This window comes from Phyllobacterium ifriqiyense, assembly GCF_030817885.1.
In the GTDB taxonomy this organism is placed as follows: Bacteria; Pseudomonadota; Alphaproteobacteria; order Rhizobiales; family Rhizobiaceae; genus Phyllobacterium; species Phyllobacterium ifriqiyense.
This window is the reverse complement of record NZ_JAUSZT010000002.1, coordinates 1,086,728-1,100,681: the sequence shown is the minus strand read 5'-3', so window position 1 is coordinate 1,100,681 and position 13,954 is coordinate 1,086,728. Positions and strand designations below refer to the sequence as shown.

The 13,954-nt window shown below is 56.3% G+C and carries 13 protein-coding genes; 5 read left to right on the top strand and 8 right to left on the bottom strand.

Annotation, left to right across the window (positions count from 1 at the left end):
- Positions 1-616 precede the first annotated feature (616 nt).
- Positions 617-1,210, bottom strand: coding sequence for a nitroreductase family protein (locus QFZ34_RS06875; protein ID WP_307279024.1), 594 nt, complete (start codon positions 1,208-1,210; stop codon positions 617-619).
- A gap of 480 nt (positions 1,211-1,690) precedes the next feature.
- Here QFZ34_RS06875 and QFZ34_RS06870 point away from each other — a divergent pair, with 480 nt between their 5' ends.
- Positions 1,691-2,590 (top strand): LysR family transcriptional regulator, encoded by a 900-nt coding sequence (locus QFZ34_RS06870; protein ID WP_307278583.1) that lies wholly within the window; start codon positions 1,691-1,693, stop codon positions 2,588-2,590.
- A gap of 388 nt (positions 2,591-2,978) precedes the next feature.
- Here the strand turns inward: QFZ34_RS06870 and QFZ34_RS06865 are convergent, their stop codons facing one another.
- The 5 genes from QFZ34_RS06865 to QFZ34_RS06845 all read right to left on the bottom strand — a co-directional run bounded on the left by QFZ34_RS06865 (position 2,979) and on the right by QFZ34_RS06845 (position 7,656).
- Positions 2,979-3,185, bottom strand: coding sequence for a hypothetical protein (locus QFZ34_RS06865; RefSeq protein WP_307278580.1), 207 nt, complete (start codon positions 3,183-3,185; stop codon positions 2,979-2,981).
- Positions 3,186-3,379: 194 nt separating this feature from the next.
- Positions 3,380-4,105, bottom strand: a complete 726-nt coding sequence (locus QFZ34_RS06860) for an alpha/beta fold hydrolase (protein WP_307278578.1) — start codon at positions 4,103-4,105, stop codon at positions 3,380-3,382.
- Between the two features lie 133 nt (positions 4,106-4,238).
- Positions 4,239-5,318 carry an MBL fold metallo-hydrolase gene (locus QFZ34_RS06855; RefSeq protein ID WP_307278575.1) on the bottom strand — a complete coding sequence of 360 codons (1,080 nt, stop codon included), beginning with the start codon at positions 5,316-5,318 and terminating at the stop codon, positions 4,239-4,241.
- 47 nt (positions 5,319-5,365) lie between these two features.
- Entirely contained in the window at positions 5,366-6,484 is a 1,119-nt protein-coding gene (locus tag QFZ34_RS06850; protein ID WP_307278572.1) for an NAD(P)-dependent alcohol dehydrogenase, read from the bottom strand.
- 317 nt (positions 6,485-6,801) lie between these two features.
- The gene (locus tag QFZ34_RS06845) at positions 6,802-7,656 is read right to left on the bottom strand and encodes a pirin family protein (protein WP_307278570.1); all 855 of its coding nucleotides are present in this window, start codon (positions 7,654-7,656) and stop codon (positions 6,802-6,804) included.
- 458 nt (positions 7,657-8,114) lie between these two features.
- On the opposite strand from QFZ34_RS06845, the gene QFZ34_RS06840 reads away from it, so the two are divergent.
- From QFZ34_RS06840 to QFZ34_RS06825, 4 genes are all read left to right on the top strand, one after another.
- On the top strand, positions 8,115-8,372 hold the full coding sequence (locus QFZ34_RS06840; RefSeq protein WP_307278567.1) for a hypothetical protein: 258 nt from the start codon (positions 8,115-8,117) through the stop codon (positions 8,370-8,372).
- Between the two features lie 123 nt (positions 8,373-8,495).
- Complete coding sequence (locus QFZ34_RS06835; protein WP_307278564.1) at positions 8,496-9,596, top strand: Gfo/Idh/MocA family protein; 1,101 nt, start codon at positions 8,496-8,498, stop codon at positions 9,594-9,596.
- 138 nt (positions 9,597-9,734) lie between these two features.
- On the top strand, positions 9,735-10,751 hold the full coding sequence (locus tag QFZ34_RS06830; RefSeq protein WP_307278561.1) for an aldo/keto reductase: 1,017 nt from the start codon (positions 9,735-9,737) through the stop codon (positions 10,749-10,751).
- 38 nt (positions 10,752-10,789) lie between these two features.
- On the top strand, positions 10,790-11,758 hold the full coding sequence (locus QFZ34_RS06825; RefSeq protein WP_307278560.1) for a LysR family transcriptional regulator: 969 nt from the start codon (positions 10,790-10,792) through the stop codon (positions 11,756-11,758).
- 55 nt (positions 11,759-11,813) lie between these two features.
- Here the strand turns inward: QFZ34_RS06825 and QFZ34_RS06820 are convergent, their stop codons facing one another.
- Positions 11,814-12,533, bottom strand: a complete 720-nt coding sequence (locus tag QFZ34_RS06820; RefSeq protein WP_307278558.1) for a L,D-transpeptidase — start codon at positions 12,531-12,533, stop codon at positions 11,814-11,816.
- Positions 12,534-12,660: 127 nt separating this feature from the next.
- The gene (locus QFZ34_RS06815; protein WP_307278556.1) at positions 12,661-13,578 is read right to left on the bottom strand and encodes a LysR family transcriptional regulator; all 918 of its coding nucleotides are present in this window, start codon (positions 13,576-13,578) and stop codon (positions 12,661-12,663) included.
- Between the last annotated feature and the right edge of the window lie 376 nt (positions 13,579-13,954).

The window sequence follows — 13,954 nt, the reverse complement described above, 5'->3', positions numbered from 1 at the left end:
CAATCCGATTATCGATTCAATAGCCTCGAGAGACTGGAATCACTTTAAGTCCTCTTCGGACGAACCGTTTATTATGATCAAGCCTTGAAAGATAACTTTTTGGCTACCTGTCCGTTAGTCGACACCACAAAAGGCGTCGCCTCTCTTCATCCCCGTTCCACGTGAACACCTGTTCTCACAGACTTTGCGCGTTTCACGATCGGATCGATGGTCTCGTATATCGGTTGAAATAGATCGCCCACCATTCGGTCGGGTAATTTGATGAGGCGATCGTGTGGGCCGGTCGGATATATAGATAGGCATAGGCGGAAAAGCCGGTTTGTTGGGCGAGATGTGTAAGAGCATCCTTGAGAATACTCTCGTCGCCCCGAAGAGAAGCAAGATCGATCAGCTTGTCCAGCCAGTGTTGGATTTTTTACTCCGTAAAATGTCAGTTGGGACGGGTCACGAGCCGCGCTCCCCACCGGGGATCTGACCATCGCACAAACTTGCACCGCACAATCTTTCTTGCTTCTCGAAGCCTTGGCAAAAAAATGACGCAAGACTACGAGTAGGTTCCGCGTCCGTCGGGGCGACGTCGGCGCCGGTAAAACTGCCGTTTAGAGAAGCCATAGGTCTAGCGAAAGAAGCTTCGAAAGCGATCATCATCGGAAATGATTGTCTTTGCGGGAAAAGGCGCCTTGTTGGAACCGAAAGGCATCTGTGCGCGTAATCTCCAAGTCTCAGGTATGTCCCAATGCCTTTTGATCTTTGCGTCAATCAGCGGGTTATAATGCTGAAGACTGGCTCCAATTCCCACGCCTGCGAGCGACATCCAGACCGAAAGTTGAGCCATACCAGAGGCTTGCTCGGACCAATCTGGAAAGTGATCAGCGTATAGTGGCCACTGATCTTGTAAGATCCTGACCACATTCCGGTCCTCGAAGAAAAGAACAGCACCTGCTCCTGCTGCGAAGCTATCGATCTTTCTGAAGGAGTGCTTCTTCGCCTCTCCTTCAACGATATGACTCAACTCCGACTTCACAATGTCCCAGAGTATTTGATTTTCGTCGCGGTGCAGGATCACAACCCGCGAACTTTGCGAATTAAACGCTGAGGGTGATAGGCGAACCGCCTCGCGAATAAGTGCATCGACGTCTTCGTCAGGAAGCGCGATGTTTTTGCCGAGTGAATACTGCGTCCGACGTTTTGCAAGAAGTTGCACCATCATACTGCGGCTAGCGGAATTTTCGGTTGAAAGGTCCAATTTAATCTCCTGGTTTTCTGTCGTATCAAGCATGAGGCCTGGATCGTCGGTGCAATAGGCTACCAAGGCGAAACCCGTTGTTGCAGAAATACGAACGACGTCGACACGCCCTTGCAGCGTTAATACGATCCGGAGGGGTGAGGCCGCTACGGCAGAGCTCGCAAGCGGAGGGTCAACCTGCCTTTCCCAAAGCCGGCCATGATGACGGGCCACAGTTGATTTGTAGCCATTGATTTGCTGCAGTGGATACCGCTCGTGCTCTTAGCGCGACGGTGGAGAGTGATTTTCACCAAGCACTGTAACCTCTGCGGTTTCGTTCGTTCAGCTGCGCCCTCTCATGTTGCAGGAGTACGTTAGTGCGAGCGCCGGGTCGAAATTGGAAACTTGACAATATTGCACACTCCGTGTTGCAATACCCGCAATTACCGGAGTGTGGGGTTGCTAATGGCGGAACCTGAGTCTGTTGAGATCTTGGATTTGATCTCCTTCATTCGGGTGGTCGAAACTGGTAGTATCGGGGGTGCGGCCAGCCGTTTGGGGATCGCCAAGTCGATCGTCAGTCGCCGCGTCAGTCGCCTGGAAAATTTTCTAGGTGCAACGCTCCTCACACGTTCCCAAAAGGGAACAAGTCTCACAGATGTTGGCCGCGAGTATCATGTTCGAGCAGCTTCTGGGTTGGCCGAGTTAGAGTCCGCGCAGGAGATGGTTGTGAGGTCGACGACCGAAGCATCTGGTCTGGTTAGAGTTTCGGTTCCCGTGGCTTTCGGAGAGTTCTGTCTCGCTCCGCTGCTGGCAGAGTTCGCCCATCTCCACCCCCGGATTCATTTCGATGTCCGCTTTGAAGACCGTCAGCCGGACCTTGTCGCCGAGGCGTACGACTTGGCGGTAAGGATCGGAAGCATCCCCGATTCCGCGCTGATTACGAGGAAACTTGCAAAGGTCCGCTGGGCTGTCGTCGCCAGTCCTTCCTATCTGGAAGCCAGAGGGCGCCCCTCAAAGCCCGCTGAACTGGCTGCTCATAACGCCATACTCTACTCCTTTGATACGGTCAGCTGGCGTTTTCAAGGTCCGGATGGGTGGGAACAAGTCCGCGTGAACTCACAATTTCGCACTGACAATGGTCAAATGATGCTTGCCGCCGCGCGCGGCGGACTTGGTATCGTGGTCCTGCCCGTCTTCATGGTTCAGGAGTCGCTCGCCAGAGGCGATCTCGAAGTCCTCGTCCCGGGATATAGTCACGCGGGAGCAGATTTGCACATATTGATGCCGCCAGCACGCGCGGGCATCGCTAGAGTGCGCGCGCTGGTGAGCTTCCTGTATGAAAAATTCGAACGTGAGGTCTGATGCGATTGCCGCTCTTCACGTTCGATGCTCGCCCTGGGGTTTTAAAGACGCGGCACCTTTAGGACCAACCGTTCTAAGTCTCAGAAAACAACTCCAATAATGCTCGTTCCATCAGAGCGGCATTCCGCGCGCAGCTCGCTATTTTTTGCACAGATCGTGACCGCGGTTGGGTCCTCCGGCAAAATACGCGACCCAAGGCAGATAGGGGTGATGACTACGAGGACGTGAAGTGTCCGCGATAACAACCAAGGAAAAGCAAAGGCCAGCTGCTCTGCAGCTGGCCTTTGCTGGTGCAGAGCAGTTGATGGAGGTGTTCATGCCACCAGTAATCGAATTTCGGCGGGAGCGAACGTTCTGGTAGACTTTGGAAGATCGGCATACTCGGTCGCTAAAGTAACGCGCGCGTCCTTGCCGTAGGGCCAAGGCCCGCGCCCGGTGATTGCCGATAAGACGGTAGCGCGTCTGGAACGACGCAGCACCGAAACCCCGTGTCAACGTCAATCCAAGAGTCAAATCCGGCTTTCCTTGCTGCTGTGGTCAGTGCCGCGATGCCGATTACCAAATCGCGTCGGGTCAATGTTACTTCTTTGGTCATGCGTGCCTTCTCCTAAGAACGATCACCGGATCGAGTCCAGTCGCCTGATGGCCGACTCGGGATGAGGGTGACTGGATTGCGCGCCGGCCGGGCCTCTCGGTGGGGATCGAATGCCATCACGCCGCACTCGCAGCGTAATGGTCAGGAACGTCACGACGGATATCGTTATCGATCATAAATTTCTTTTCAGGCGTTCAGCGAACTGTGGCCCAATGCGCTTCCAAATCCCGCGCCACGTCGCTTGGCACGTTCAGTAAAGGCCAGTGGGTCGCACGTAGCTTGACAACGGCCCGGGCTCGGGTTGCCTCTCCGAGAAGGTCTGCAAAACGGTTCGGTAGATAAGGGTCGTCGATACCCCAGATGACGAGTGCTGGCGCCTGAACGCTTGCCAGTCCAGGTTTCCACTCAGCACCAACATTGATTGCGGACCGATAGAGCGCTAGGATGCCTGCTTTCATTTGATCGTCGATATGGCTTACCGATTCATGAGCATCCTCGGGAGGCATCCCGGCGTCGATGAGATTTCGAGCAAACTCGGCGGCGTCAAGAGCTGCCATCCACTTTTCGCCCTCACCTGGCTTCTGCCAGATTTCAGCCAGATAATGCCACTTATATTCGGGGTCGAGCGGGCCGTTGATACCAGTCCAGGTTCGAACCAGATCGGGACGTACCGAAGCGATGCGGGCCGTCAAGAGGCATCCCCAGTCGTGACCGACCAGATCCACTGGTTCTCCAATAGCCTCGATTTGCTCGATCAGCCACGCAAGGTATTCTTCTTTGGTTGACCTGAAGCCGTCGGAAATCGGTGCATCAAAACCTGGGAGGGACAGGGCAATGATGTCTGTCCGTTTGAGCTCGGCGCGAACGCGATCCCAAAGGCGGTGCGTATCAGGAACGCCGTGAACGAGTACTGCAGGCATATGGTATCTCCTTAGATTGTGATTGAGGTCTTAAGCCGCGCGACATCCAGCCTGTTCTCATGAGAGGCTTGGGCATGGCCGGTTGAGGCCCTGCCCTCTCAATTTAGGGATTGGGCTGGAGGGTAGTGCCGGCTCAGGTCAGGAACGGCGGTGGATTTTCGCCGCGCAGGCGGTAGTTCGGCCGCGGCCTTTCCAGACGGATGGACTCCAGCACGGTATAGGCGTGGTATTTCGTCTGGGTTGTCACGCCGGCAAGCCGCTCTGACCAGAGCTGTCCGTTGCTGCTCTTTTTTTCCAGAACGTATTTCGTGGCAAAATTGGCCATCGAATTGATCCAGTTCTCGGTGCCGGAAAACACCTGGTCCCAGCCGGCACCCTCCAGGATGCTGACGAGCGCGTCTGACCGGCTGAAGCGATCCACGGCTGCCTGAGCTCCGTCGAGAACGTCCTGAAAATATCCGATCGAAGCCGCGACCGTTTCCGGCGTCCCGTATTTCATGTGATGGCCAGCCACGAGGAAGTCGAAGTCATACTCCATCAACTGTTTCTGGGCTTCGTACCAGCCAGTGATATTCTGCGATGCGTCGCAGTGCATGAAGGTGGCGCTGCCAGGGCTGACGATATCGATGACGGTCAGCACCTTTTGCGCCGGCGCATAAATAAAGATGTTGCCGGGGCAGTGGTTTTCACCCTTGTAGGACAGTTCCAGCGTGACGCCGCCCACGACTAGCAGATGATCCTTTTCGAATGTCAGGGTCGGCACTGGCCGGTTGGGGTCCGGAAAACGCTCCAGTAGGTCTTTCGTAATTTCGTGCGCCACGATTTCCACATTCGGCCCGAAGACCGAGGCGGCGCCGATGTGATCCGTATGCCAGTGGCTGTAGATCACATGCGTTACCGGCTTGTCCGTGACGTCTTCGATCGCCGCCAGCATGTTTTCGCCGATCGTCGGCGGTGCGTCGATGGCGACGACACCGTCGCTGGTCACGACGAAGGCCGCGTCATAGCCGCCACTGGTGACCCAGTAGAATCCGCCGCGAAGCTCCTCCACGTGGTAGCCGAGCCTCTGGAAGCGTTCGGAAGAGAAATATTCAGGATAATATCCCGGCGGATCTGCGGGGTGTTCCCCGGCCTGCGGAAAGCCGTAATGGTCGATCCCGAAAAAGTTAGGCTCGTCGGTCGCTCTGATCAGCTTCTGGTGTCGGTCGCACATGTGATCAATCCTCCATAATGTTTGGGATATCGAAAGAAAGTGGGCGGTTAAGCGGCTTGCGGGGGAAATCGTAGAACGGCCTTGATGACGCGCCCTGCCGCGACATCGTCAAATGCCTCGTTGATGTTGGCGAAGTTGTAAAAGGTAAGCAGCCTGTCGAAGGGGAAACGACCGTTTCGATAAAGGCGGACCAGTTCCGGAATCATTAGGCCGGAGATGGCATCGCCCTGGATAATCCCGATGAGGCTTTGCCCCACGGTTAGCCGGGATGCATCTACAACCGCGCCCGAATGGTCGTTGAAAGCGACGAAACCGAACTTCCCCATCGGAGCAAGTGCGCCGATGCCGGCATCAAGGTTCTCCTTCCGGCCGCTGGTGTCGAGAACGTGTTCGACGCCACGAGAGGTGATATTCCTGATCGCCAAGGCAACATCAGTCTGCTCACGCGGGTTGACGCAATGCGTCGCGCCGAGATCGGAAGCGAGCTCGAGCCGTTCCGCATTGACATCGATGGCAATAATAGTCGCCGCATCGGCAACCTTGGCAGCCATGATTGCTGCAAGCCCTACTGCCCCTACTCCGAAGATTGCGATCGAGGCGCCGACCGGCACTTTCAGGGCTTTCAAAACCGAGCCGGCGCCGGTCTGGAAGCCGCAACCGAGCGGCCCAAGCAGTTCAAGGGGAATATCGTCCGGCACCTTGACTGCGTTGCGCTGGTGAGCAAGCGCATAGGTAGAGAATGAGGATTGGCCGAAGAAATGCGCATGAAGCCTTTCTCCGCCTGGCGCTGCAACGCCAATCGTTCCATCGAGCCTGGCTCCGGCAAAATTCGTTTCCCAGACATGGTCGCAATAGGCTGCATGGGAAGCCATGCAGGGCTTGCAGTGTCCGCAGGAGTGATAGGAAAGGACCACGTGATCGCCGGGCTTGAGATGCGATACGGTAGATCCGACACGTTCGACGATGCCGGCGCCTTCATGGCCGAGGATCGCCGGGAGCGGCGTCGGCATGAGCTGTTGCCTGACATGCGCATCCGTCGCGCAAATGCCTGTGGCAACCATGCGGATGAGCACTTCGTCGGGACGTGGCCGCTCAAGCGTCACTTCACGCAGAATGAAGGGGCCGTTTTTCTCTTCCAGTACGGCTGCGGTCGCTGCCTGGGTCATCGTTTCCTCCATTGGCTGATATCAATCAGAGCATTTTGAAAATTGCAGATATGTCTCATTGTCTTTTCCGATACTTGAGGCCGAATGATCTCGTTCACGGAACAACTACGATCCATGTTTGAAAGACCTCGATCCGCTCCGCTCGACCTTTGGTTGATGAGCGTTACGGCGGTGAAGTGGCTGGTTTTCTCAACCCGTTTACGGTCCTGCTGTTCCTGAACATATCCACGCCGTCGGCTCGAAAAAGAGAGCAATTGCGGAACGTCGCGTTGCTGATAATGAAACCCTTGGTGGCTTCACACCGCCGGACAGGCGGATCAGACAGGTCGCATCGTGCCGGCATTCGGGAATTTACCCTGTCGATATGCGGCGTAGTAGCCGGCAAGCTCGTCTTTTGAGCCCGCGATAAATGGACCCTGGGCCACGACGCTAATCTTTTGCGGTTCACCTGCATACAAGAGGACGCGCGCGCCGTCTTTCCCTGCCTTCAGCCTCATGGCGCTATCGCGGTCAGCCGTGAGCGGACTGGTCCAGCCAACTTGATCCACGGTGAGAACCGTCGCTCCGGTGCCCGCCTCTATCTCGCCGGCGATGACGACGACGAAGCCATTGTATGATGACGGAAGTGCCTGTTCGAACTCGGCCCCTGCCTCAAGCCGGATATCGATCAGCGTCACCGGCACGGCGTTCTTCGCGGGTGCGACGATCCCCGCCGAACAACCACTGTAAATGGTCGCCTCGAAGCCGTCACCGCGGTGAACTGGCATCTCGTCCCGTCTGAGGATCTGCACCCTTGGCGTCATGTTGCGCTCCCGCTCGGGAAGAACCAGCCATAGCTGAAACAAACGCATCCCTGCAGAGACCTGGGCATTTTCTGAATGCACAATGCCGTTTCCGGCAGTCATCCACTCCACGTCGCCTTCGACCAGGCGTCCGCCGGCATCCTCCATGGTGCCATGAAGCATGAACGTGACCGTCTCCAGGCCGGCATGAGGATGCGCCTCGCCGAATTGCCCCTCTCCCGTCACATGGTCGTCCGCCATCAGAAAGAATGGGTCGGTCGCGGGAAAATCTCCCGGCGCCACGACGAGGGCCGCCTTGTGCCGCTCTCCCGCAAAACCGGGGCCGAGAGGCGGTGTGGTTGTAATGCTGTCGATGGACCTTTGAAACATCTTTGCTGCCCTCGTAAAGTTGAGAGGTGAAACCCGTCCGCTCTGTCAACGAACGTGTAGTGCACCACGTTGCGTCGCTATTTTGAACGAGAGGCGGCTCGCAACAAGTCCCGGTACCCCGAACCCTATGTTGCCAAACCAGCAACGCCCCAGGCCACCGGAGTTACGTTACGCTGCTGCGGATTGATGCCGACAACCCAACAACGAGAGTACGATTATGAGACTGACGCAGCGTGTTCGCAGCTTTTTTTCCTTGAGGAAGCATGGGACTTTCCCGAGCCTCGAGCATCTGCCACAGTTTTATCTGTCCCAGGCAGTGATCTCATTCGCGGCCATGTTTTTTCTGGCCGGCACTGGTGTCGGCATCACGAGCGCACTGCAGAAAGGCAGCCGAGAACTCCTGAGTTTCATCGTCCTTTTTGGAGCAATCAATTCTATGGGCGCCCTCGGCAGCGGTGTTGGCTTTCACAACAGCGGCCTATCTGGCTGTGCTCCTCGCAATTCGTATCCGCCATAAGCTGGCGGAAATTCGCCGAGAGAAACCAACGCCCATCATAGATGTATATCCTTACGATGCGACTGCCAGCGCCAAGCGGCAAACAGGAATACGTTGGCATCCTCCGGCCGTGCCGTTGCAGGTGCGCTTGGTCTTGATTGCCATAGCGGCGGCCGGGGCAATACTGCTTATGGCAGCGGTATGGCTGCCGCCGCGCTAGGCAATATCCATGGCATGGATGTTTACGCATACCATTTATCGATTTCATCGCAATACCGAGGGTCGGCTACGTCTCGCTCAGGGCGCGAGGTCGCGTTCCGCAACGTGATTTGGAGCATTACAGATGGCGGATAAGAAATTCCGTGTGGGTATTATCGGAGCAGACACTCACGCAAGCTGGGCAGGCGCGTCGCACGTGCCTGCCCTGGCGTCACAACCTCACCTGACGCTGGCGGCTGTCGCGACCCGACGCGAGGAAAGCGCCAAGGCGGCGGCCGAAGCATTCGGCGCAGAACTCTGGTTTGCCGATCCTTACGCCATGATCAGCGACGAGACTATTGACGTCATCACGGTCGCCGTGAAGGTGCCCGCGCATAAGGATCTCGTGATGGCCGCCTTGCAGGCGGGTAAAGCCGTCTATTGCGAGGCGCCTCTGGGCGCAACGCTGACGGAAACAAACGATATGGCTGCAGCAGTCGGGTCTTTACATACCGCGATCGGCCTGCAAGGCCGGCATAATCCTGCCGTTCGACGTGCGGCGGGACTGGTCGCGTCAGGAAAGCTTGGTCGCCTGATGTCCGCGCGTGTCGGCGCAACCACATTCGGCTACGGTCCGCAATCTCCGAGTATGTACGACTATTTCAACAAGGCCGCTTCCGGCGCCAGCTTCATGACGATCACGGCAGGCCACGTGCTCGACGTCATCGAGGCTGTGCTCGGCAACATTGTCGAGGTTGATGCGCGCACGGAGTTGCTCTGGCCGGAGATCGAGATCGTCGATACAGGCGAGACTTCACAGCGAGAGATTCCCGATCATCTCGATCTGATCGCCAAGACGGCAAGCGGGGCGCCTGTATCCGTGCAGATTCTGGCGGGCGTCCCTGTAGATGAGGCGAGTTTTGTTTTCGAGATCCGTGGTTCGAAGGGCTGGCTGAAGCTGACCGGCAATCATCTGGCAGGCGTACAGGTCGGCGACATTTCACTGTCATCGAGCTTGGAATTCGCTGCGCCCGATAGGCCGGTCGCCAACGGTGTCGGCCCGACCGCGGCCGAATTCTGGTCAGGCGCCGCCATCAATGTCGGGGAGGTCTATGCGTGCTTGGGACGCGATCTCGCAAACGGCACGTACACCACTCCCGGGTTCGACCATGCCAGCCATAACAGCCGTTTGATCGCGGCAGTCGAGCTTGCTGCAAGAACGGGCGAGCGGCAGCAGATCATTTGATATGTCGTCGCGGAAGGGCTCGGTGCCCGCCAACGAATGCCGAGTCCCTCTGCAATCACATTTTGGTACAGCAACGCCATGAACACCATAGGGCTCGGCATCTGCCGAACTCGGGATATAGGAAGCAAGGACAACATCATGCAAATGCGCAAGCTCGGTGAAAGCGGATTGTTCGTGTCGGAATTTTGCTTCGGCGCCATGACATTCGGCGGGACTGACGGTTTATGGGGAAAAGTAGGGAGACTTGGACAGGAGGATGCCGATGCACTGGTCAAGGCCGCTCTCGACGCCGGCATAAACCTGTTCGATACCGCAAATGTCTATGCGCACGGACGCAGCGAAGAAATACTCGGACGCTCGCTGAAGAACCTTGGTGTGTCGCGCAGGGATGTCGTGATCGCCACCAAAGTCGCCTCCGCTATGGGCGATGGACCAAACCACCGCGGCGCTTCGCGAGGGCACATAATCTCCGAATGCCGGTCAAGCCTCGGCCGACTTGGTCTGGACCACATTGATCTATACCAGATCCACGCATTCGATTCCGCGACACCGATAGAGGAATCGTTGGAAGCGCTCGACATGCTCGTCCGGGCTGGTGACGTCCGCTACATCGGCCTGTCGAACTGGGCCGCTTGGCAGATCATGAAGGCGATCGGAATAACACGCGCCAGAAACCTCGCACCGATCACCTCGCTGCAGGCGTATTACACACTGGTCGGGCGCGATCTGGAGCGGGAGATCGGCCCGCTGCTTTCCTCGGAACGTGTTGGCCTCATGGTCTGGAGTCCGCTCGCCGGCGGATATCTGACCGGAAAATATTCCGCTGGCGGTCATGCCGCCATTGGCCGGCAGACAGAACTGGATTTTCCACCCATCGACCGCATCCGGGGAGAGCCGCTGATCGCAGTCCTGAAAGCTGTCGCGAAGAAACGCGGCTGCAGTCCGGCACAAATAGCACTCGCCTGGTTGTTGAAGCAAAGTGTCGTATCGACTGTCATCGTTGGCGCCAAGCGCATCGAGCAATTGCAAGAAAACATTCGGGCCGCATTGATTGACCTGGATGATAATGACATGGCGAAGCTCGATGCGGTCAGTCGTCTTCCGGTCGAATATCCGGGTTGGTTGCTGAATGACGGAAACGGACACTCGCGGTGAAACAGAAACATGCTTGAGATCGATGAAGGAAGTGCGTAATGATCCATGCCATGAATTTACATGGGATCGATCTCAATCTTCTTGTTGCCTTTGATGCTCTTAATTCCGAGCGTAATGTGACACGCGCTGGAAGCCGTATCGGCAGGACCCAACCGGCCATGAGCGCGGCCTTGTCGAGACTGCGGTTTCTGCTGCGAGACGAGTTGTTCGTTCGCGGGCCGAACGGTCTTCAACCTACACCTCGGGCGGTGGAACTTGCCGAACCCATCTCGCTTGCGCTGCGGGAAATTCAGCGGACATTGCAATTCACTCAGGTTTTTGATCCCGGTAAGTCAACGATGTCCTTTTCCATTGGCGTTTCGGCCCATGCAGGTTCCGTCATGTTGCCGCGCCTACTGTCGCTGCTTGAAGACAAGGCCCCCGGCATCGATATCAAGGTCAAGGATTACGCCAGCCGCGATGACGCGATTACAATGCTCGACAGTGGCGGCGTCGATCTGACTGTCGGAATTCCTCCGACGCCCACAAGTCGTATCCTTAGCGCCCGACTTTTCCAGGAGCGGTTCGTCTGTATCTTGCGGAAGGATCATCCGATACTGGACCGCCGGTTCGATGCCGAGACATTCCTATCTCTGACACATATCCTGGTCGCGCCTGACAATGAGGGCCTCGATGTTGCGGATGCTGCGCTGGCCTCGAAGAATTTTAACAGGCGGTCGGCCATGACCATTCCCCATATGCATGGGGCACCGCCACTGGTTGCATCGTCGGACATGGTTGCGACCGTCATCGAAAGCGTCGTTGCTCATTCAGGCTTTGCAGAGCGCCTCGCTGTATTCGATTTTCCGCTCCCCCTGAACCCAATCCCGTTCGTGCTGTCCTGGCATCGTCGCAATGACGGGCATCCGGCGCAGCAATGGCTGAGAAACGGCATCCTGGCAGCGTTCCCTCATGTATGGCTTCCTTCGGAAAACATCTGCGCCGATCTTGCCCGGCAGTACTACTAGCGGACAATCCATAGCGCCGCATAGTAGCACCGGGAGCTGAAGGCTAGTTTCAATATCACACGGCCATCGGCGTCTGATGCACGACGATCGGCGCATGGAACGGAACGCGCTCATAAAGGTCCACGATGTCCTGGTTCATGAGGCGCACGCAGCCGGATGAAACAGCCTTGCCGATGGATTGCCATTCGGGATTGCCGTGGAGACGATATAGCGTATCTTTTCCGTTCTGGAAAATATAAAGGGCGCGAGCGCCTAGCGGGTTATGGAGACCAGGATCCATCCCTCCGTTTGCTACAGAGTATTTTTCCAGTTCGGGTTGCCGCGCGATCATCTCGCTTGGGGGCTTCCATCGCGGCCAATGCTGACGCCAGTGGATATATCCGTTGCCCTCCCAGGAAAATCCATCTCGCCCGATACCGACACCGTATCGTAACGCGCTTCCGCCGTTTTCCACCAGATAGAGAAATCGCCTTGGCGTGTCGACGACAACAGTTCCCGGCGCCTCGCCGGTAGGGTCGGCAACGCGCTGCGTGAGGTATTCCGGGTTCATTCGCTCAATAGGAACTGCGGGAACGAAATGTCCGCCATCTTCAAACGCAGCGTATCGGGAAGCGAGTTCCCGCTCGATCGGTGAAGGCATTGGATCGGTAATTGGCTGAGGCGAGTTCGACGCCGACCTTTCCTGCACTGTTGTGCATCCGCCGAGTATGGCCGGCGCCGCCAGAGAACCGAGTATGAACTTACGGCGCGATATGAAACTGTTTCGATATTGCATTATGGAAAGTGACCTTCGGGTTGCGCCTGGCAAACATTGCCTGAATCGCACAGTATCCTCCCACCGACCTGTTATTCCATATCTGCATGAGTGATAGCCCTCATAACCATTGGTTATGCCGGGACGGCTACCGCTGCTCCGAGGAAATTCCTTCTATGGCTCTGAGGCGCGGCATGACGAAGTCCGTAAATGCTCTAACGACCGGTCGCATGAACTTTGTGGACGGATAAGCAAGGAAAGCTTCGGTAGATCGGAGCCAATATTCGGGCAGCACCCTTACAAGTTCGCCGCTGGCCAACAAATCCAATACGAGGTTCTTCTGCACCAGTCCGACGCCCCGGCCACGTAAAAGTGCTGCAATCATCACATGCGCATTGTTCGTGGTGAGTATCGGCCTGACGATAACGTCCTCAGCGCGCCCGCTAGGTCCCAATAAGGAAATGGTACTGCGCTGAGCGAGCATCTTTGGGGTACCAATGACTTCAAGTTCCGAAAGCCGTTGTTTATCTTCAATCTCCCCCACCTGTTTCAGGTAACGAGGGGACGCGACGAGAAATCGCTCCACCCACCCGATGCGGCGTACGATGACCTCCTGATCCTCGATTTTTCCGTAATGAAGCGACAAATCGAAGTTATCATAGACCAAATCGATTGTGCGCTCGTCGAGAGCTAATTCGACGGAAATCCCGCAATACTCATCCTGAAACTCTCCAACAATCCGCTCGAGATGGCCAACACCAATACAAGATGGGGCGTGAATTCTCAGATTGCCTTCAATCTCACCCGTGTTGATGCGAACGCCCTCCAGCGCGGCGTCGATCGATGCGATCGCCATGCGGCTCGCCTCGTATAATTCCAGCCCATGCGCTGTCGGGCGAACGATTTTCGACGAGCGCTCCAGAAGCCTGGCTTGAACGTGCCGTTCGAGGTTCGAAATATGCTTTGTAACAGCCGGCTGCGTTACCCCGAGGTCCCGTGCCGCAGCAGTAATCGAACCCTTCTCGACGGTGCGGATGAAGGCTTTCAAAGCAACGTTGATATCCATAATATTACTCTTGGTTATAACTGACTTCGGTCATAACCAAGAGTTTAGAATATGGCGTGATGATGTTTGGGAACGGCAAACCGCCAAAAATTTCAATCTTATCGATCCGGCAGCGCTTGCCAGTCGGCCATCGGGAGAAATCTGCGCCCGCGAAAATTTCGGTGTGCCGAACAGCGTTTCAATTGGGATAAGTTCAAGTGCAGTCATATCGAACTTCGCATCGTCGACGGACCTCGATGCCTCGCGAGCCGCCCACACTCAAACAATATCGACACACTGCCTAAACTATGACGTCGCGTCGGGGTCAACGGTGAGTGCAAACTTGGTCCGGCAATCACGTAATTTCTGCGTAACAGTGAAATCCCATAAGCTTCCG

What these genes read in the sequence shown, in the direction of transcription:
- QFZ34_RS06870 (WP_307278583.1), top strand. Translation starts at nt 1,691, where the DNA reads ATGGCGGAACCTGAGTCTGTTGAGATCTTGGATTTGATCTCCTTCATT.
- QFZ34_RS06855 (WP_307278575.1), bottom strand. Translation starts at nt 5,318, where the DNA reads ATGTGCGACCGACACCAGAAGCTGATCAGAGCGACCGACGAGCCTAAC.
- QFZ34_RS06860 (WP_307278578.1), bottom strand. Translation starts at nt 4,105, where the DNA reads ATGCCTGCAGTACTCGTTCACGGCGTTCCTGATACGCACCGCCTTTGG.
- QFZ34_RS06850 (WP_307278572.1), bottom strand. Translation starts at nt 6,484, where the DNA reads ATGACCCAGGCAGCGACCGCAGCCGTACTGGAAGAGAAAAACGGCCCC.
- QFZ34_RS06830 (WP_307278561.1), top strand. Translation starts at nt 9,735, where the DNA reads ATGCAAATGCGCAAGCTCGGTGAAAGCGGATTGTTCGTGTCGGAATTT.
- QFZ34_RS06820 (WP_307278558.1), bottom strand. Translation starts at nt 12,533, where the DNA reads ATGCAATATCGAAACAGTTTCATATCGCGCCGTAAGTTCATACTCGGT.
- QFZ34_RS06835 (WP_307278564.1), top strand. Translation starts at nt 8,496, where the DNA reads ATGGCGGATAAGAAATTCCGTGTGGGTATTATCGGAGCAGACACTCAC.
- QFZ34_RS06815 (WP_307278556.1), bottom strand. Translation starts at nt 13,578, where the DNA reads ATGGATATCAACGTTGCTTTGAAAGCCTTCATCCGCACCGTCGAGAAG.
- QFZ34_RS06875 (WP_307279024.1), bottom strand. Translation starts at nt 1,210, where the DNA reads ATGATGGTGCAACTTCTTGCAAAACGTCGGACGCAGTATTCACTCGGC.
- QFZ34_RS06825 (WP_307278560.1), top strand. Translation starts at nt 10,790, where the DNA reads ATGATCCATGCCATGAATTTACATGGGATCGATCTCAATCTTCTTGTT.
- QFZ34_RS06865 (WP_307278580.1), bottom strand. Translation starts at nt 3,185, where the DNA reads ATGACCAAAGAAGTAACATTGACCCGACGCGATTTGGTAATCGGCATC.
- QFZ34_RS06845 (WP_307278570.1), bottom strand. Translation starts at nt 7,656, where the DNA reads ATGTTTCAAAGGTCCATCGACAGCATTACAACCACACCGCCTCTCGGC.